Source organism: Actinomadura macrotermitis (genome assembly GCF_009604375.1).
In the GTDB taxonomy this organism is placed as follows: Bacteria; Actinomycetota; Actinomycetes; order Streptosporangiales; family Streptosporangiaceae; genus Spirillospora; species Spirillospora macrotermitis.
Genome location: NZ_WEGH01000005.1, coordinates 710,362 through 727,625, shown reverse-complemented (window position 1 = coordinate 727,625; position 17,264 = coordinate 710,362). Strand labels below are relative to the sequence as shown.

16 protein-coding genes are annotated in these 17,264 nt (G+C 73.9%); 6 read left to right on the top strand and 10 right to left on the bottom strand.

The window, feature by feature from the left end; genetic code table 11:
* Nucleotides 1-100 precede the first annotated feature (100 nt).
* Nucleotides 101-1,384 (bottom strand): isocitrate lyase, encoded by a 1,284-nt coding sequence (aceA, locus tag ACRB68_RS36135; RefSeq protein WP_153540552.1) that lies wholly within the window; start codon nt 1,382-1,384, stop codon nt 101-103.
* Between the two features lie 150 nt (nt 1,385-1,534).
* Between aceA and ACRB68_RS36130 the strand changes: the two genes are divergently transcribed.
* From ACRB68_RS36130 to ACRB68_RS36120, 3 genes are all read left to right on the top strand, one after another.
* Nucleotides 1,535-2,971, top strand: coding sequence for an XRE family transcriptional regulator (locus ACRB68_RS36130; protein ID WP_153540550.1), 1,437 nt, complete (start codon nt 1,535-1,537; stop codon nt 2,969-2,971).
* 132 nt (nt 2,972-3,103) lie between these two features.
* On the top strand, nt 3,104-4,081 hold the full coding sequence (locus ACRB68_RS36125; RefSeq protein ID WP_328595220.1) for a glucosyl-3-phosphoglycerate synthase: 978 nt from the start codon (nt 3,104-3,106) through the stop codon (nt 4,079-4,081).
* Nucleotides 4,082-4,211: 130 nt separating this feature from the next.
* The gene (locus tag ACRB68_RS36120) at nt 4,212-5,441 is read left to right on the top strand and encodes an acyl-CoA dehydrogenase family protein (RefSeq protein ID WP_153540548.1); all 1,230 of its coding nucleotides are present in this window, start codon (nt 4,212-4,214) and stop codon (nt 5,439-5,441) included.
* A gap of 101 nt (nt 5,442-5,542) precedes the next feature.
* Here ACRB68_RS36120 and ACRB68_RS36115 read toward each other — a convergent pair whose 3' ends face one another.
* Both ACRB68_RS36115 and ACRB68_RS36110 read right to left on the bottom strand, forming a co-directional pair.
* Nucleotides 5,543-7,153: a TerD family protein gene (locus ACRB68_RS36115; RefSeq protein ID WP_153540546.1), complete on the bottom strand. Its 1,611-nt coding sequence runs from the start codon at nt 7,151-7,153 to the stop codon at nt 5,543-5,545.
* Between the two features lie 6 nt (nt 7,154-7,159).
* Complete coding sequence (locus ACRB68_RS36110) at nt 7,160-7,729, bottom strand: TerD family protein (RefSeq protein WP_328595219.1); 570 nt, start codon at nt 7,727-7,729, stop codon at nt 7,160-7,162.
* A gap of 248 nt (nt 7,730-7,977) precedes the next feature.
* On the opposite strand from ACRB68_RS36110, the gene ACRB68_RS36105 reads away from it, so the two are divergent.
* Nucleotides 7,978-8,961, top strand: a complete 984-nt coding sequence (locus ACRB68_RS36105) for an endonuclease/exonuclease/phosphatase family protein (protein ID WP_153540544.1) — start codon at nt 7,978-7,980, stop codon at nt 8,959-8,961.
* Here ACRB68_RS36105 and ACRB68_RS36100 read toward each other — a convergent pair.
* Entirely contained in the window at nt 8,952-9,458 is a 507-nt protein-coding gene (locus ACRB68_RS36100) for an acyl-CoA thioesterase (protein WP_153540542.1), read from the bottom strand. The two genes, ACRB68_RS36105 and ACRB68_RS36100, sit on opposite strands and share 10 nt — an antisense overlap.
* A 265-nt stretch (nt 9,459-9,723) precedes the next feature.
* On the opposite strand from ACRB68_RS36100, the gene ACRB68_RS36095 reads away from it, so the two are divergent.
* Nucleotides 9,724-10,374 (top strand): TetR family transcriptional regulator, encoded by a 651-nt coding sequence (locus ACRB68_RS36095; protein ID WP_153540540.1) that lies wholly within the window; start codon nt 9,724-9,726, stop codon nt 10,372-10,374.
* 11 nt (nt 10,375-10,385) lie between these two features.
* On the top strand, nt 10,386-10,769 hold the full coding sequence (locus tag ACRB68_RS36090) for a phosphomannose isomerase type II C-terminal cupin domain (protein ID WP_328595218.1): 384 nt from the start codon (nt 10,386-10,388) through the stop codon (nt 10,767-10,769).
* Here the strand turns inward: ACRB68_RS36090 and ACRB68_RS36085 are convergent.
* The 6 genes from ACRB68_RS36085 to ACRB68_RS36060 form a co-directional block, all read right to left on the bottom strand.
* Nucleotides 10,754-11,497: a hypothetical protein gene (locus ACRB68_RS36085; RefSeq protein WP_153540538.1), complete on the bottom strand. Its 744-nt coding sequence runs from the start codon at nt 11,495-11,497 to the stop codon at nt 10,754-10,756. The genes ACRB68_RS36090 and ACRB68_RS36085 overlap by 16 nt on opposite strands.
* A gap of 6 nt (nt 11,498-11,503) precedes the next feature.
* Nucleotides 11,504-12,073, bottom strand: coding sequence for a SigE family RNA polymerase sigma factor (locus tag ACRB68_RS36080; RefSeq protein ID WP_153540939.1), 570 nt, complete (start codon nt 12,071-12,073; stop codon nt 11,504-11,506).
* 12 nt (nt 12,074-12,085) lie between these two features.
* Nucleotides 12,086-14,458: a glycosyltransferase gene (locus ACRB68_RS36075; protein ID WP_207709942.1), complete on the bottom strand. Its 2,373-nt coding sequence runs from the start codon at nt 14,456-14,458 to the stop codon at nt 12,086-12,088.
* A 138-nt stretch (nt 14,459-14,596) separates the two neighbouring features.
* Nucleotides 14,597-16,213, bottom strand: coding sequence for a monocarboxylate uptake permease MctP (mctP, locus tag ACRB68_RS36070; protein WP_328595217.1), 1,617 nt, complete (start codon nt 16,211-16,213; stop codon nt 14,597-14,599).
* A gap of 3 nt (nt 16,214-16,216) precedes the next feature.
* Nucleotides 16,217-16,444, bottom strand: coding sequence for a DUF3311 domain-containing protein (locus ACRB68_RS36065; RefSeq protein ID WP_153540536.1), 228 nt, complete (start codon nt 16,442-16,444; stop codon nt 16,217-16,219).
* Between the two features lie 162 nt (nt 16,445-16,606).
* The gene (locus ACRB68_RS36060; RefSeq protein WP_153540534.1) at nt 16,607-17,254 is read right to left on the bottom strand and encodes a carboxymuconolactone decarboxylase family protein; all 648 of its coding nucleotides are present in this window, start codon (nt 17,252-17,254) and stop codon (nt 16,607-16,609) included.
* Between the last annotated feature and the right edge of the window lie 10 nt (nt 17,255-17,264).

Here is a 17,264-nt window from a genome sequence, read left to right as displayed (position 1 = left end):
ACGCCGAAAGGCCCCACCGGGTGTAGGACGGTGGGGCCTTCGGTGGCCGGATCGGACCGGCCGCCCTCAGCGTGAGCCGTGGACTGAGGTCTGAAGGGGCTTAGTGGAACTGGCCCTCTTCGGTGGAGCCCTTGAGCGCCGTGGTGGACGAGTCCGGGGCGATCGCGGTGCTGACGGCGTCGAAGTAGCCGGTGCCGGCCTCGCGCTGGTGCTTGACCGCGGTGAAGCCGCGCTCGGCCGCTGCGAACTCGCGCTCCTGCAGCTCGACGTAGGCGGTCATGCCCTCGCGGGCGTAGCCGTAGGCCAGGTCGAACATGCCGCTGTTCAGCGAGTGGAAGCCGGCCAGCGTGATGAACTGGAACTTGAAGCCCATGTGGCCGAGCTCGCGCTGGAACTTGGCGATGGTGGCGTCGTCCAGGTGCTGCTTCCAGTTGAAGGAAGGCGAGCAGTTGTAGGCCAGCATCTGGTCCGGGTACTCGGCCTTGACGGCCTCGGCGAACTTGCGGGCCTGCTCCAGGTTCGGCGTGCCGGTCTCCATCCAGATGAGGTCGGAGTAGGGCGCGTAGGCCTTGGCGCGGGCGATGCAGGGCTCGATGCCGTTGCGGACCCGGTAGAAGCCCTCGGCGGTGCGCTCGCCGGTGATGAACTCGCGGTCGCGCTCGTCCACGTCCGTCGTGATCAGGGTCGCGGCCTCGGCGTCGGTCCGCGCGATGATCAGGGACGGCACGTTGGAGATGTCCGCGGCGAGGCGGGCGGTGTTGAGGGTCTTGATGTGCTGCGAGGTCGGGATGAGGACCTTGCCGCCCAGGTGGCCGCACTTCTTCTCGGAGGCCAGCTGGTCCTCCCAGTGCACGCCCGCCGCACCGGCGGCGATCATGCCCTTCATGAGCTCGAAGGCGTTCAGCACGCCGCCGAAGCCGGCCTCGGCGTCGGCCACGATCGGGGCCAGGAAGTGGGTGTCGCCCTCGCCCTCGCTCCACTGCACCTGGTCGGCGCGCAGCAGGGCGTTGTTGATGCGGCGCACGACCTGCGGCACGGAGTTGGCCGGGTAGATGCTCTGGTCGGGGTAGGTCTGGCCGGCCAGGTTGGCGTCGGCGGCGACCTGCCAGCCCGACAGGTAGATGGCCTTGAGCCCGGCCTTCACCTGCTGGACGGCCTGCATGCCGGTGAGCGCGCCGAGGGAGTGGACGTAGTCCTCCTCGTGCAGCAGCTTCCACAGGCGCTCGGCGCCGAGCTTGGCGAGGGTGTGCTCCTCCTGGACCGAACCGCGCAGCTTGACGACGTCCTCGGCGGAGTAGGACCGCTCGATGCCCTTCCAGCGCGCGTCGGTGTCCCACTGCTTCCGCAGCTCGTCGGCTGCGCCCTTGAGGCGACTGTCGCTCATGTTCTTGCCCTTCCGTGTCGTCCCCTGGGTGCTTGCCCATGACTATGCCCGGTTTGCAACACCAAAATGAACCGACGAGTAACAGAAGAACTGCGAAAATTCCGCTAAGCTGAAGCGGTGACGACCTTGCGGCCAGAAGAACCCCTCAACTTGACGAGTGACGTAGATCTCGTCACCTTCGGGCAGCGGCTCCGCCACCTGCGGCGCAGCCGCGGCATGACCCTCGCCGACCTCGGCGGACGCGTCGGCCGCGCGCCCTCGCAGCTGTCCCTGCTGGAGAACGGCCGGCGCGAGCCGAAGCTGTCGCTGCTGCAGTCCCTCGCCGCCGCGCTGGAGGTGCCGGTGGAGGAGCTGCTGCGCAAGCAGCCGCCGAGCCGCCGCGCCCAGCTGGAGATCGCGCTGGAGGAGGCGCAGCGCGACCCGCTGTACCGCACGCTCGGCCTGTCCCACCTCAAGGTCGGCAAGCGGATGCCGAACGAGGTGATCGAGCACATCCTCGCGCTCTACGGCGAGCTGCGGCGCAGCCGCACCAAGCCCACCGCGAGCCCGGAGGAGGCGCGCAAGGCCAACGCCGCGCTGCGCCGCCAGATGCACGAGCGCGGCAATTACTTCGGCGAGATCGAGCAGATCGCCGCGCAGACCCTGGACGCCGTCGGCTACCGCGGCAACGCCGTCTCCCAGGGCATGCTGATGACCCTGGTCGGGCACTTCGGGTTCAGCCTGCAGTACGTGCAGGACCTGCCGCGCTCGGTGCGCTCGGTCACCGACCTGCGCAACCGGCGGATCTACCTGGAGCGCGAGCAGCTCGGCATGCACACCCCGCGCACCATCCTGCTGCAGACGCTCGGGCACATCGCGCTCGACCACGACCAGCCCCGCGACTTCGCCGACTTCCTGCGCCAGCGGGTGGAGGCCAACTACTTCGGCGCCGCGATCTTGATGCCCGAGCGGGCCGTCGTGCCCTACCTGCAGGAGGCCAAGGCCGCCCGCGAGCTGTCGGTGGAGGACCTGGCCGACGTGTTCTCGGTGTCCTACGAGATGGCCGCGCACCGCTTCACCAACGTGGCGACCCACCACCTCGGCCTGAACCTGCACTTCACCAAGAACGACGAGAACGGCACGATCTACAAGGCCTACGCCAACGACGGCCTGGTCTTCCCGCAGGACTCCGACGGCGCCATCGAGGGCCAGCGGATGTGCCGCGAGTGGGCCGGCCGGCACGTGTTCGGCACCGCCGACCGCTTCTCGGTCTACTACCAGTACACCGACACCCCCAAGGGCACCTACTGGTGCCTGTCGCACATCGACCCGAGCCACGAGCGCGACTTCGCGATCACCCTCGGCGTCCGGTTCGAGGACTCGCGCTGGTTCCGCGGCCGCGAGACCACCAACCGGGTGAAGTCGGCCTGCCCGGACGGCGACTGCTGCCAGCGCCCGCCCAAGGAGCTGGCCGAGCGCTGGGAGGGCATGGCCTGGCCGTCGGCGCGCGCCCACTCGCACGTGCTGTCGGTGCTGCCGCCCGGCGGCTTCCCCGGCGTGGACGACGCCGACGTCTACACCTTCCTGGACCGGCACGCCGCCGGATGACCGCTGTGTTGTGGGGCTGTTAACTCTTCGGGTCACCTGGTCCCGCGCCGCCCGATCGGGGCGTCATCCGCGCCGCCATGGCGTTGTCTGGAGGGAGAGGACCGGACGCCGTCCGTGTGGAAGGGGTGACGCGTGCTGCCCGAGGCCGCCTCGTGGATGCGCCGGCGCACCAGCGCCGCGGCGGACTGGCCGCTGCCGGGACTGCTGGCGGCCAAGGGGACGACGCGGATCAGCGTCGTGCTGCCCGCGCGCGACGAGCAGGAGACCGTCGGCGCGATCGTCGGCGCCGTCCGCGCCGACCTGATGGAGCGGGCGCCGCTGGTGGACGAGATCGTGGTCGTCGACTCGCGCTCCAGCGACCGCACCGCCGCCGTCGCCGCGGCCGCGGGCGCCGAGGTGGTCGCGCAGGACGACGTCCTGCCGGGCCAGGGGCGCATGTCGGGCAAGGGCGAGGCGCTGTGGAAGTCCCTCGCCGTCACCACCGGCGACCTGATCGTCTTCGTGGACGCCGACCTGCGCGGCTTCACCTCCTCCTATGTCACCGGGCTGCTCGGCCCGCTGCTGGCCGACCCGGGCGTCGGCTACGTCAAGGGCTGCTACGACCGGCCGCTGCTCACCGGCGGCCGGCCCGCCGAGGGCGGCGGCGGCCGGGTCACCGAGCTGGTCGCGCGGCCGCTGATCAACCTGCACTGGCCGATGCTGGCCGCGGTCATGCAGCCGCTCGGCGGCGAGTACGCCGGGCGCCGCGCGCTGCTGGAGCGGCTGCCGTTCGTCACCGGCTACGGGGTGGAGCTCGGGCTGCTGCTGGACGTCTTCCAGGAGGCGGGCCTGGACGCCATCGCCCAGGTCGACCTCGGCCGCCGGGTGCACGCGCACCAGTCCATCGAGGACCTCGGCCGGATGTCGGGCCAGATCATGCTGACCGCCTGGTCGCGGCTGCAGCGGCACCGGCGGATGCTGCCGCTGGAGGCGCCCGCCACCGCGCTCGCCCAGTTCGCCCGCACGCCCGGCGGGACCGAGGTGCGCGAGAGCGACATCGGCGTGGGGGAGCGGCGGCCGATGGCCGAGGTCCCCGAGTACGCGGCGGCCCGCCGGTCCCTGCTCTCCTGAGCCCGGCCGGGTCGCCTTCCCCCGGGTCGCCCCGGTCTCCCGGTATGGCACGCGTCACAGTGTTACCATCGGTAACCCCGAATGGTGCTACCGTTGGTAACACGCCATATTGGAGAGAGGGTCAATAACGATGACGAGCACCGAGGCGACGCCGTTCTCGCTGGAGCTCAGCGAGGACGTCCGCGAGGTCCAGGCCTGGGTCCACGAGTTCGCCAAGGACGTGATCCGTCCCGCCGCCGAGGAATGGGACGAGCGCGAGGAGACCCCCTGGCCCCTCATCCAGGAGGCGTCCAAGGTCGGGATCTACTCGCTGGACTTCTTCGCCACCCAGTGGCTGGAGCCGTCGGGCCTCGGCATCCCGGTCGCGTTCGAGGAGCTGTTCTGGGGCGACGCCGGCATCGCGCTGTCGATCGTGGGCACCGGCCTCGCCGCCGCCTCGGTCGCCGCGGTCGGCACCCCCGACCAGGTCGCCGAGTGGGTGCCGCAGATGTTCGGCACCGCCGACGACGTCAAGCTCGGCGCGTTCTGCGCCTCCGAGCCCGACGCCGGCAGCGACGTCGGCTCCATCCGCGCCCGCGCCGTCTTCGACGAGGCCAAGGACGAGTGGGTGCTGAACGGCACCAAGACCTGGGCCACCAACGGCGGCATCGCCGACATCCACGTCGTGGTCGCCTCGGTCTACCCCGAGCTCGGCAGCCGCGGCCAGGCCAGCTTCATCGTCCCGCCGAACACCCCGGGGCTGAAGCAGGGCCAGAAGTTCAAGAAGCACGGCATCCGCGCCTCGCACACCGCCGAGGTCATCCTGGACAACGTGCGCGTCCCGGCCGGCCTGATCGTCGGCGGCAAGGACAAGTTCGACGAGCGGATCGCCCGGGTGCGCGAGGGCAAGCGCGCCAAGGGCCAGGCCGCGATGAAGACCTTCGAGACCACCCGGCCGACCGTCGGCGCGATGGCCCTCGGCGTCGCCCGCGCCGGCTACGACTACGCGCTGCAGTACGCCCAGGAGCGCGAGCAGTTCGGCAAGAAGATCGGCGACTTCCAGGCCATCGCCTTCAAGCTGGCCGACATGAAGTGCCAGATCGACGCCGCCCGCCTCATGGTGTGGCGCGCCGCCTGGATGGCCCGCAACGGCAAGGACTTCACCGCCGCCGAGGGCTCCATGGCCAAGCTGATGGCGAGCGAGGCCGCCGTGCGCGTCACCGAGGAGGCCATCCAGATCCTCGGCGGCAACGGCTACACCCGCGAGTACCCGGTCGAGCGGATGCACCGCGACAGCAAGATCTTCACGATCTTCGAGGGCACCAGCGAGATCCAGCGCCTGGTCATCGGCCGCACCCTGACCGGCCTGCCGGTCCGCTAACCGCCGCCGGGACGCGTTCCCGCGGGCACGGAACCGGTGCCGGGGACCTGAGGATCGCTCAGGTCCCCGGCACCGGGCGTTTCACGGCCGAGGCCCCGCCCTCAGGAGGCGACCGTGCGGGCGTGGGTCCGCAGCATGTGGGCGAGCAGCGCCGGGAGGCGGGTGCCGTCGCCGCCGTCCGGGAGCACCTCGGGGGTGAGCGTCCAGTCCACCCCCACCCACGAGTCGGGGATCGTGTCCGGCGCGGACGGGACGGTGTTGCAGGACTGCCTGACCCGGATGGCGCGCACCGATTCGGCGGCCGGGGTGTCGGTCTCCACCAGCAGCACCGGGACGCCGGCGGGCGGGCCGTCCTCCACCAGGCGCAGCAGCTCGTGCGACTGCTCCCCGGCCAGGGCCGCCCCGGCGTCCATGACCACCGCCAGCCGCACCGGCGGTCCGCCGGGACGCTCGTCGTCGCCGCCGATCCGGCGCAGGTCCACCAGGTCCAGGAGCCGCCGGATCCGTTCGGCCGCGGCCGGGCCGGTGGCCACGCCGCCGCCCAGCAGCCCGGCGCCGTCCGCCGGGCCGAGGGCGTTCAGCCATCCCGCGCCCGACAGGCCCACCCCGTCGATCACGTCCAGCCCCACCAGGCCGGGCGGGACGGCGGCCAGGAAGCGGGTGACCAGCGACCAGGCGAAGGCCGCCGAGTCGCCGGGCAGCGCGCCCCGCGAGATCCAGATGCCGCGCCGCCAGGGCACGCGCAGGACGAGCGGGACCCGCAGCTCCGGCATCTCCTGCGCCGACAGCCGCCCCAGCAGCACGCCCTCGGCCAGGTCGGCGCGGGGCCGCCAGGTCAGCCAGGAGGGCGCGTCGAACGGCGCCGCCTCGGCGGTGACGTGCGGCTCCACCCGGGCCAGCTCGCCGCGCAGCTGCGCCGCGTCGTCGCGCAGCCGCCGGTCGGCCGCCGCCATGAGCTCGTCGTAGCGGCCGCGCGGCGCCCGGCCGGTGACCTCGTCGTTGCGGATGTCGAGGGCGTGCATGGTGGACGCGCGGAACGCGGCCACCGAGCGGCTCGCGTCCTCCCAGACCAGCCAGCACCGCTCCAGGTAGCCGACCTCCCCGGCGGGGGGAGGCTGCGGCCCGGGAGCCCGCACCACTGGGGCCTGCGCCGCGGGAGGCGGGGGCGGGGGAGCGGGCCGTTGCGGCGGCGCCGGGGCGGCGGGCGCCGGGCCCGGGTCGTCCACCTCGACGCCGTGGGCCTGGACCAGCTCGGCCAGCCCGCCCGGGTAGCCCTGGCCCACGGCGCGGACCTTCCACTGCCCGGCGCGGCGGTACAGCTCGAGCGCGATGATCGCCCGCTCCGGGCCGAGGCCCGGCACGGTGAACAGCGCCGGCGCCGTCCCGTCCGCCGCGGTGAGCCGGACCCGGGGCGCCGGCACCGCGCCGAACGAGCCACCGTCATCGGCCAGGCTGACCGCGACGAGCACCGCGTGGACGTCCGCCGGGACGGCGTCCAGGTCGATGTCCAGGTGCTGGCGCCCGCCGCCGTCCCGCCAGCGGACACCGGGCGCCTCGGGGGCGTTGAAGAACACCAGGTCGGCGTCGGAGCGCACGCGCATGCCCTGGTCCACCAGCAGGGCGCTGAGGTCCACGGGGGCGGCGCAGGAGACGGCCGCGGCCACCCGCCGGGCGGGCAGCGGCGCGTTGGCGCCGGGCGAGAGCTCGGGCATCGCCGGTCAGGCCAGGCCGGCGATCGTCGGCAGCATGTCCTGGAACGTGCGGCCGTGGCACGGCTCGCCGATGGCGTTCATCTTCCAGGCCTGGCCGTGCCGGTAGAGCCGGGCCATCACCATCGCGGTGTGGGCGCCGCCGCCGGTCAGCTGGTACCGGGCCAGCTCGGACCCGTCGTCCTCGTTGACCAGGCGGCAGAACGCGTTCTCCACCTCGTTGAAGGTCTGCCCGTTGAACGAGCTGACGGTGAACACCAGCGAGGTGACGTGCACCGGCAGCCGCGCCAGGTCGACGATCACCGACTCGTCGTCGCCGTCGCCGTCGCCGGTCAGGTTGTCCCCGGTGTGCCGGACCGAGCCGTCGTCGCTGACCAGCTTGCCGAAGTAGACGACGTCGGCGATGCGGCCGTCGGCGAAGAGCACGCAGGAGGCGTCCAGGTCGATCTCCTGCGCCCGGGAGCCGAAGAAGCCCTTCTTGCGGACCGCGTCCCAGCCGAGGCCCATCCGGACCATGCGCAGTTCTCCGCCCGGCTTCTCCAGCGAGATCCGCTGGCCCTTCGTCATCGAGACGGTCACAGCCGTCGCCCCCTCGTGTCCTTGTGCGCCGCGCCCCTGCGAGCGCGCCGGCCGCGGCCCGGCGGCCAGGCGAGGGCGGCCGGGGGTGTGCGGCGAAATCCTCGCAGCCCGGCCGGGCGGTTGTCATCCGGATGCCGCCGATATCGCGCTGTTCGCGCATCTCGCGCCGGCTGCCATGGACATCGCCTTTCCGGCGTTTTTCACTGGTAGGTAGGGATGCGCCGGATCTGAGGGGATCGTGAGCGGCGATGACGACGGTCGGCACCTGGAACCTGGAGAACCTCTTCACGCCCGGCGGCCCCTTCGGGCCCACGACGCCGGACGCCTACGAGGCCAAGCTGGCCGGGCTCGCGGAGGTGATCACGGCGTCGGGCGCCGACGTGCTGGCCGTCCAGGAGGTCGGCGAGCCCGCCGCGCTCGCCGAGCTGGCCGGGCGGCTGGAGGGCGGGCCGTGGCGGCAGGCCACCTCGGGCTGCTTCGAGGACGGCCACCCGATCCGGGTCGGGTTCCTGTCCCGGCTGCCGTTCGAGGTCGTCGCCGACACCGCGGCGTTCCCCGGGGCGCTCGCCCCGGTGCAGCGCGCCGACGAGGGCGCGCCGATCTCCCGGATGGGGCGCGGCGTCCTCGCCGTCCGGGTGACCGAGGACGACGGCCGCGACCTGCTGCTGGCCGCCGCGCACCTGAAGAGCAAGCTGCTGTCCTACCCGCCGGGGCCGGGCGGCCGGCCCCGCTTCCAGCCCCGCGACGAGGGCGAGCGCGCCCGGGTGGCGGCCTACGCCCTCTACCGGCGCACCGCCGAGGCCGTCACCGTCCGCGCGCTCGCCGACCGCTTCCTGGCGGGGCAGGGGCGCGAGCGGCGGGTCATGGTGATGGGCGACATGAACGACGGGCCCGAGGCCGCGACCACGCAGATCCTGCTCGGCCCGCCCGGGTCCGAGCTCGGCACCCCCGGCGCCGATCGGCCCGACCACGGCGACGGGGCGCGGCTGTGGAACCTGGCGCCCCGCATCCCCGAAGGCGAGCGGTACTCGCGGATCTACCGCGGCCGCCGCGAGCTGATCGACCACATCCTGGTCTCGCACGCGCTGCTCGGCCGGGCCGGCGACGTCGGCACGCTGCGCGCGGGCCGGGACGGGCTGCCGAGCGTCACCGACGACCCGGCGGCGCGGCGGGACGCGCCGGCGTCCGACCACGCCCTGCTGCGCGTCCGCCTCGGCGCGGCTCAGCCGTAGCCGATGCCCCAGTGGTCGCCGGACGGGCGGGCCAGCGGGGTGGTGTTCGGGTCGCGCCCCGCCGGGCCGGCCGGGCCGCGCCCGAGGAAGTCGCCCTCCTGCTCGCCCGACTCGAGCAGCAGCTTGCGCTCCTGCTCGTCGAAGGGGCGGGTCGCCCCGGTCTCGGTGTCGACCTTGACCACGGTGAGCTCTCCTTCCACCGACGGGTCGCCGCCGGTCGTGACGTCGAACAGGTAGCGCAGCGAGGTCCGGCCGACGGCCTCCACCCGCAGGCGGGTCTGGACGATCTCGTGCCGCCACAGGCGGCGGCGGTAGCCGGCGGTGTAGTTCACCCTGGGCATCACCGGCAGGTGGTCCAGGCCGATGCGGTGCAGGAGCGTCTGCTCGGCCGACTCCACCCAGCGGATCACCGTGGAATGGTGGTAGTGACCGGTGACGTCGGTGTCGCAGAGCTCGATCCGCTGCAGGACGCGGACGCTGGCGGGTTCCGGGGACATGGGCTCACCTCGGGTGGGGCCGGGGACGATGGTGATCACTTCGAGTGTGCCCGCCTTGATTACGGAGAGCAAGTAATCGATCACTGTGTGTTGCCAAAAAAGAGCGCGCCGGATGGCCGCGGGCTCAAGCCGCAGGCCACGGGTGTTGTCACCGGGTAACACCCCCGATAGCGTTCGGGTATGCCCCGTCGCCCCGCCAGCACCGTCCCGGCCCGGACGCCCCGCCGTCCCCGCACGCCCGCGCGCGGCGTACGGTGATCGGACCATGACAGGGGCGGGCAGGGCGGTGACGGGGGCGCGGCGCGATCCCGGCCGCCGCCGGGCCCTGCTGGAGGCGGCCGACCGGGTCATCCAGCGCGAGGGGCCGGGCGCGTCGATGGCGGCCATCGCGGCCGAGGCGGGGATCAGCAAGCCGATCCTGTACCGTCACTTCGGCGACAAGAGCGGCCTCTACCAGGCGCTCGCCGAGCGGCACACGCGCAAGCTGCTGGAGGGCATCCGGACCGAGTTCTCCGGCGGCGACCCGATCCGCGAGCGCACCCGCTCGACGATCGACACCTACCTGGCCTCGATCTCGGCGAACCTGAACCTCTACCGGTTCCTGATGCACCGGGCGAGCGCCGAGGACGCGGCCACGCACAGCGCGATGAGCACGATGATCCGCGAGGTCAGCCTGGCGCTGGCCGAGGTGATGATCGCCGAGGGGCGGCTGGCCGATCCCGGCGGCCGCGCCCGCGCCTACGTGTGGGGGCACGCGGTCGTCGGCATGGTCCAGAACGCCGGCGACTGGTGGCTGGACCACGCGGGCGAGGTGCCGCGCGAGACGGTGGTCGACGGCCTGGCCGACCTCATCCTCGGCGGCCTGCCCGCGGCCGCCGGCTACTCCGACCGTGTTCCCGAACTGTTCCACGAATAGACGATCCCGAGGTGACCGTGCAGACCGACCTGCGGACCGACCAGCGTCCCGAACCCGCCGTCGAGACCGAGCGGCGGCCCTGGGGGGCCTTCGAGCGCTTCACGCTCAACGAGCCCTCCACGGTCAAGGTGATCCATGTGGACGCGGGCCAGCGGCTCAGCCTGCAGCGCCACCGCGACCGCGACGAGCTGTGGGTCGCGCTCGACCCGGGCGCGGTGTTCGAGGTCGCGGGCCGGCGCATCCTGCCCGAGGTGGGCGAGCGGGTGTTCATCCGGGCCGGCGACACCCACCGGCTCGGCTCGGCGGGCCCGGCGGTGCGGGTGATGGAGATCGCGTTCGGCGACTTCGACGAGGACGACATCGAGCGCCTGGAGGACTCCTACGGCCGGGCCTGACCCGTGGCCCGGCCGGTGGCCGGGCCGGTAGCCGGGGCCGTCGCGCCGGACGGGGCGGCGGACGGGGCCCCGGCCGGCGGGGCGGTGCCCGGCGGAGCGGTGCCCGGCATGCCGGGCATGTCCCACGGCACCACGCTGAGCGCGACCAGGTGCGCCCGGCGCCGGTCGGCGTCCGGGCCCTGGAGGGACACCACGCCCCAGGCGCCGGGCCGCCACTCCCACGCCAGCTCCACCGCGCCCGGCCGCAGCAGGGGCACGGTGAGCCAGCGCGCCGGGCGGTCGTGCACGGCGGGTGCGGCCGGCCCGGCGGGCTCCTGCCCGCGCGGCAGCACCCCCCGGGGGTACATCTCGACGAGCCCGTCGGCGCGCGGCGGCCCGCCGGGCCGCTCCGGCCGCAGCCTGATGACCTGCACCGGCCCGGTCTCGTAGGAGTCCAGGGTGAAGCCGCCGGCCGACCCGACGCGGAACGCGGGCCGCCCCGGCGGGAACGCCCCGGCGGCCGGGCCGGGATCCGCGGGCCCGCCGAGCAGCCGGACGGGCACGACCGCCGCCAGCACCGCGGCGGCGGCCGCCGCGGCCCCGGCGGCCCGCCGCGCCCGCACCCGCCGCCGGCCGGCCCGGACCGCGAGCCCGGGCAGCGCCGCCCGCCCGGCGGGCGGCTCGAAGCCGCGCAGCGCGCCGAGCAGCCGGGCGCCCTCCCGTTCCTGCTCGTCCCTCGGCTCGCCCATGGCGGGCTACTCCCTTCCCAGCGGGCTCGCGTCCCGGCCGCCCAGCAGCGTACGCAGCCGGGCGAGGCCGTGCGCGGTCTGGCTCTTGACGGTCCCCTCCGAGCAGCCGAGCGCCGCGGCGACCTCGGCGACCGGCAGGTCGCACAGGAACCGCAGCACGACGACGGCCCGCTGCCGCGGCGGCAGGCGCGCCAGCGCGGCGCGCAGCACGACCTGGGTCTCGACGTCGGGGCCCGGCGGGGCGGGCGTCTCGGCGGGCGCGGCGGTGAGCCGCACCTTGGCCCAGCGCAGCCGCTGCTCGTTCAGGAACGCCCGGACCAGCACCGCGCGGGCGTAGCGGTCCAGGTCGCCGGCGGCGCGGGCGCGCCGCCAGTGCACGTACAGCCGGGTCAGCGCGGCCTGGACGATGTCGTCGGCGCGGTGCGGGTCGCGGCACAGCAGGTGCGCGGTGCGGCGCAGCGCCGGCAGCGCGCCGGTCACGTACTCCACGTAATCGCGTTCGTCGCCGGCCCGCACCGCCGCCTCCTTCCCGTCCCGCCATGGGACGCGCGCCGCCGCCGTGACCGCCGGGTCCATGGCCACGACCGGTCACCGCCCCCGGGTGAGCGCGCGCACGTCCCACACCAGGACGCCGCCGTCGGCGCGGCCGGGGCCGAGCAGCGCCTCGACCGCCGCGCGCAGCTCGCGGTCCCGGCGGCGCGGCGCGAGCACGACGGCGTCGGCGCGCCAATACACCAGGTCGGCGGCCGCCTGCGCGCGTTCGCGGACGCCGACGGGCGGGACCGCGCCGGTGCGGGCGACCTGGTGCAGCAGCTCGGAGGTGGGGCGGCGGGCGGTCCCGTAGACGCCGGTCCGGTCCGGCCCCCAGGGACCGACGAAATAGCCCTCGGGCAGCGCGAAGCCGAGCCCGGCGGCGGTCTGCCAGTGCAGTGCGCCCGCGTCGGCGGGCCCCGGCGGCGGCACCGGCACCACGGTGCGGCCCGGCGCCGCGTACCGGCGCCAGGCGCCGCCGGTGAAGAACGCCGGGACCGGCGGCCGGTCGACGGCCGGAAGCGGTTTCGGCGCGATCGGCAGCAGCGCCTGCACGAGCACCAGGCAGCACAGCGCCCGCCGGGGGTGCAGGCCGCGGTCGACGCCGAGCGCGAGCAGCAGCCCGATCGCGGGCACCGCGACCAGCCCGAGCCGCGACTCCAGGACCGACTCCAGCAGCGGCAGCCGCGCCGCCGCCGCCCACGGCCCCGGCACCCCCGACGGCCGCCCGGCCACGATGATCTCGGGGCCGAGCGACAGGGCCAGCGCGGCCGCGCCCACCAGGCCGAGCGCGCGGGCGAGCCGGTCGCGGCGCAGCCGGACCAGCAGCGCCGCCACCAGGACCGCCAGCGGCCAGCCGAAGAACGCGTTCTGCTCGGTGGTGCCCGCGTCCAGCGGCCCGGGCGCGGCGGCGTGGCCGCCGAGCGACTGGCGGGCGAACGCCGGGAGCGCCACCAGATCGTTGCCCGCCGGGCCGTGCAGCAGCCCGTCGTAGCTCTGCGGGCCGCAGAACTGCCAGTACAGGGCGTAGGCGGTGAGCGGCAGCGCCACCGCGGCGCCGATCGCGAGCCCGGCGAGGACGGCCCGCGGCGGGCGCCAGGCCGCCGCGAACACCGCCAGGCCGAGCGCGGTCAGCAGCAGCGCCTCCTCGCCGAGATAGATCTGGTAGGCGGTGAGCAGGCCGAGGACGGCGCCGTCGCGCAGCACCCGCCCGTTCCGGGCGAGCATGACCAGCCGCCCGATGATGAACGGGATCACCAGCAGCACCACGAAGTTGGGGTGGGCGTTGGCATGCGAGATCATCGGCGGCGCGAAGCCGCAGAACGCGCCGCCGACCGCAGCCGCCGTCCGCGACCGCCCCAGGTGGCGGCGCATCAGCCGGTACCAGGCCGCCGCGGTGCCGGCCAGCCCGAGCGTCAGCACCAGCGCCCAGGTGATCCCCGGGCCGAACGCCCAGGTGACCGGGGCGAGCGGCACGGCCACCCCGAGCATGACGGTGTTGGCCATCAGGTTCACACCGTCCGGGTGGTTCTGCAGCGTGTTGAACAGCGGATCGTCCAGGTGCGCGACCGCGCGGGCGGTCACCGCGAAGAACCACTCCCACTGGTCCTGGTCCTGGCCGCCGTCCACCAGGTAGCGGCGGCCGGGCGCGGCCCACAGGTGCGCCAGCACGGCGACCGCCGCCAGCAGGTACCCGGCGGCGATCGCCAGGCCCGCCCGGTACCGGCGGGGCGGGCCGTGCCGCAGCCCGATCGCGGCGATCTCGGCGAGCGTGCGCAGATGGTCGCGCGGGCGCAGCCGCGTCCCCGGCCGGTGCGTCCAGCGCACCGGGACCTGCGCCACCGGCCAGCCCCGGTCGGTGAACAGCCGCAGGATCTCCGCGTCGAACCCCCAGCCGTCCACCCGGGCCTCGCCGAAGGCCGTGCGCGCCTTGTCGCCGTCGAAGAGCTTGAAGCCGCACTGGGTGTCGCCGAATCCGCGCACCGCCAGCGCCCGGATCAGCAGGCCGCCGAGCAGCGCGGCGGGGCGGCGCGCGAGCGCGCGCTGCCCGGCCCGGCGGGTGCCGATCGCCGCGGCGTGCCCGCCCGCCAGCCCGGCGCGCAGCCGGGTCAGCTCGGCGGCGGGCGTGGCGAGGTCGGCGTCGCTGAACAGCACCTGCCGGCCTCGCGAGGCCAGCACCCCGCGCCGCACCGCGTGGCCCTTGCCGCGGTTGACGGGGGAGCGCAGGACCTGGATGCGCGGGTCGCCGCCCGCCGCCGCCCGCGCGAGCGCGGCGGTGCCGTCGGTGGACCCGTCGTCCACCACGATCAGCTCCCAGCGGTCCGGTTCCCCGGCCAGCCAGGCCCGCAGCGCCGCCAGGGTGCCCGGCAGGCGGTCGCGTTCGTTGTAGGCGGGGATGACGATGCTGAGTTCGACCGGTGAGGGGTGCACGTACCGGGGACCGCGCCGGGCCGCCGTCCGGTTGTATGACGTAGGTCACACCGCCCGGCCGCCGGGCCCCGCTACGCATGGGCGTGGCCGCCCGCGCCACGGCGGACGGCCACGCTCACCGGCAGAGACGGGCAGGGATCAGGTGCTGCTCGCCAGGTCCAGGTCCTTGACCCGCGGGTCGCCCTCGTCGGCCAGGTAGTCGGCCTCCTTGGTGGCGTCCGCCCCGTCGGCCAGCCCGGCCGCCCGGCAGACCAGGGTGCCCGCGACCACCACGACCAGGTTGACGGCGAGCGCCAGCATGCCGACGTACACCGTCATCTTGGTGTCCAGCCCGAGGTCGCTCAGGTTGTAGGCCGAGCTGCCGAAGTGCTCCTTGTGCTTGGCCGGGTTCGGGTTCGGGGTCTGGTACAGCATCACCAGGCCGGCGATGAGCCCGGCCGCCCAGCCCGCCACGAGGGCCCAGCGGTGGAACCAGCGGGTCATCAGGCCGAGCCCGACCGCCGGCAGCGTCTGCAGGATGATCACCCCGCCGATCAGCTGCAGGTCGATGGAGAACTCCGGGTCCAGCAGCAGGATGCAGGCCACCGCGCCGACCTTGACCAGCAGCGAGACCAGCTTGCTGACGGTCGCCTCCTGCTTCTCGGTGGCGTCCTTGCGCAGGTACTCCTTGTAGATGTTGCGGGTGAACAGGTTCGCCGCGGCGATCGACATGATCGCCGCGGGCACCAGCGCGCCGATGCCGATCGCGGCGTAGGCGACGCCCGCGAACCAGCTCGGGAACATGTGGTCGAACAGCAGCGGCACCACCGTGTTGTTGTCCGGCTTGCCCGCCGGGCCGAGCGGCACGACGCTCGCCGCGATCGCCATGAAGCCGAGCAGCGCGATCAGGCCGAGCACCAGGCTGTAGGCCGGCAGCGCCGCCATGTTGCGCTTGATGACGTTGCGGTTCTTGCTGGCCAGCACGCCGGTGACGCTGTGCGGGTACAGGAACAGCGCCAGCGCCGACCCGAGCGCCAGCATCGCGTAGTTCAGCTGGTTGGTGCCGTTCAGCAGGATGCCGTCGGTGGGCGGCTTGGACTTGTCGAACTTGGCCTGCGCCGCGTCGAACACGTGCCCCCACCCGCCGAGCTTGCCGGGGATGTACAGCACCGCCGCGATGATCACCACGTAGATCAGCGCGTCCTTGACGAACGCGATCAGCGCCGGCGCGCGCAGCCCCGACTGGTAGGTGTAGGCCGCCAGGATCGCGAACGCGATGACGATCGGCCAGTGCCCGGTGACGCCCATCGTCTTCAGCACCGCCTCGATGCCGACCAGCTGCAGCGCGATGTAGGGCATCGTGGCGACGATGCCGGTGACCGCGACGGCGAGCGCCAGCGTGGACGAGCCGAACCGGGCCCGCACGAAGTCGGCCGGGGTGACGAAGCCGTGCACGTGCGACACCGACCAGAGGCGGATCAGCACCAGGAACACCAGCGGGTACACCACGATCGTGTACGGCACGGCGTAGAAGCCGGCCGCGCCCGCGCCGAACACCAGCGCCGGGACCGCGACGAAGGTGTAGGCGGTGTACAGGTCGCCGCCGATCAGGAACCAGGTGATCCAGCTGCCGAAGCTGCGGCCGCCGAGGCCCCACTCGTCCAGCGAGTCCATGGTGGCGGGCCGGCGCCACCGCGCGGCGACGAAGCCCATCCCGCTGACCAGCGCGAACAGCGCGCCGAAGATGACGATCTCGGTGAGGTGGTCTCCGCTCACGGCTCAGCCCTTCTTCCGGGTCGCCAGGTACACCACGACCGTGCAGGCCACCCCGAACGGGATGAAGGCGAGCTGGATCCAGTAGAAGGCGGGGAAGCCCCCCAGCCGGGGGGCGTCGTCGTTGAACAGGAAGGTCAGCAGCGGCACGATCACCGGCACGACCAGCAGCCAGTTCCAGGGGCTGCGGTCGGTGCGCCGGGACTCCGCCTGCTGCGGGTCTTGCGGGGCCATGGTCCCTCCTCGTCGGGCCGGCGCGGGCCGCCAGGGAAGGGGAACGGCCCGCGTCCAGGGTCGGGTGGCGCGAGCCTAACCCCGGCCTGATCACGGGCCTGTCTCGGACGCGGCACGATCGGCCGACCGTTCCGCCAGGGGAACCGCAGGTCAGCGCGGCTTTCAGCCGCCGGTGATCTCGTCGGCGATGTCGCGGGCCCCGTAGCCCTCGGGCGCCGGCACCTCCACGATCGGGTCGTCGCGGTCGTCGAACTCCAGCCGGAGCGCCCGCGCCATCGTCGCGTGCATCTCGTACAGGCACACCACGTAGGTGAGCTCCAGGATCTGCTCGTCCGCCAGGTGCTCCTTCAGCGCGGCGAACACCCCGTCGTGGACCCGGCCGCCGTTCAGCACCAGCGCGTCGGTGTAGGCCAGCACCGCCCGCTCCAGCGGATCGAACAGCTGCGACACCTCCCAGGAGGCGACCGCCTGGATCTTCTCCTCCGGCACGCCGAGCGCCCGGATCTGCTTGCAGTGCTGGGAGTACACGAACTGGCTGCCGCGCGCCCACCCGGCCCGGATCTGGCCGAGCTCGCGCAGCACGGGGTCGAGGGTGACGTTGCGGTAGACGTTGAACCCCTGAACGCAGTGCTTGAAGACAGCGTGGTCGAGGGCGAAGACACTCCACCAGTTCCCCGGCGAGCCCGTGGCGGTGCCGGGTCCGGCCGCCGGGTCCCGGTCCTCGCCGAACAGGCGGTCGTAGAAAAAGAGAACGAGCTTGTCCTCTCGCTCAGCGGCCTCGGCTCGGGAAACCTGGCGAAGTCTGGGCATGTCTTCACTC

What these genes read in the sequence shown, in the direction of transcription:
- ACRB68_RS36115 (WP_153540546.1), bottom strand. Translation starts at nt 7,153, where the DNA reads ATGCCCGAGCTCTCGCCCGGCGCCAACGCGCCGCTGCCCGCCCGGCGG.
- aceA (WP_153540552.1), bottom strand. Translation starts at nt 1,384, where the DNA reads ATGAGCGACAGTCGCCTCAAGGGCGCAGCCGACGAGCTGCGGAAGCAG.
- ACRB68_RS36120 (WP_153540548.1), top strand. Translation starts at nt 4,212, where the DNA reads ATGACGAGCACCGAGGCGACGCCGTTCTCGCTGGAGCTCAGCGAGGAC.
- ACRB68_RS36100 (WP_153540542.1), bottom strand. Translation starts at nt 9,458, where the DNA reads ATGTCCCCGGAACCCGCCAGCGTCCGCGTCCTGCAGCGGATCGAGCTC.
- ACRB68_RS36060 (WP_153540534.1), bottom strand. Translation starts at nt 17,254, where the DNA reads ATGCCCAGACTTCGCCAGGTTTCCCGAGCCGAGGCCGCTGAGCGAGAG.
- ACRB68_RS36065 (WP_153540536.1), bottom strand. Translation starts at nt 16,444, where the DNA reads ATGGCCCCGCAAGACCCGCAGCAGGCGGAGTCCCGGCGCACCGACCGC.
- ACRB68_RS36085 (WP_153540538.1), bottom strand. Translation starts at nt 11,497, where the DNA reads ATGGGCGAGCCGAGGGACGAGCAGGAACGGGAGGGCGCCCGGCTGCTC.
- ACRB68_RS36080 (WP_153540939.1), bottom strand. Translation starts at nt 12,073, where the DNA reads ATGGACCCGGCGGTCACGGCGGCGGCGCGCGTCCCATGGCGGGACGGG.
- ACRB68_RS36105 (WP_153540544.1), top strand. Translation starts at nt 7,978, where the DNA reads ATGACGACGGTCGGCACCTGGAACCTGGAGAACCTCTTCACGCCCGGC.
- ACRB68_RS36095 (WP_153540540.1), top strand. Translation starts at nt 9,724, where the DNA reads ATGACAGGGGCGGGCAGGGCGGTGACGGGGGCGCGGCGCGATCCCGGC.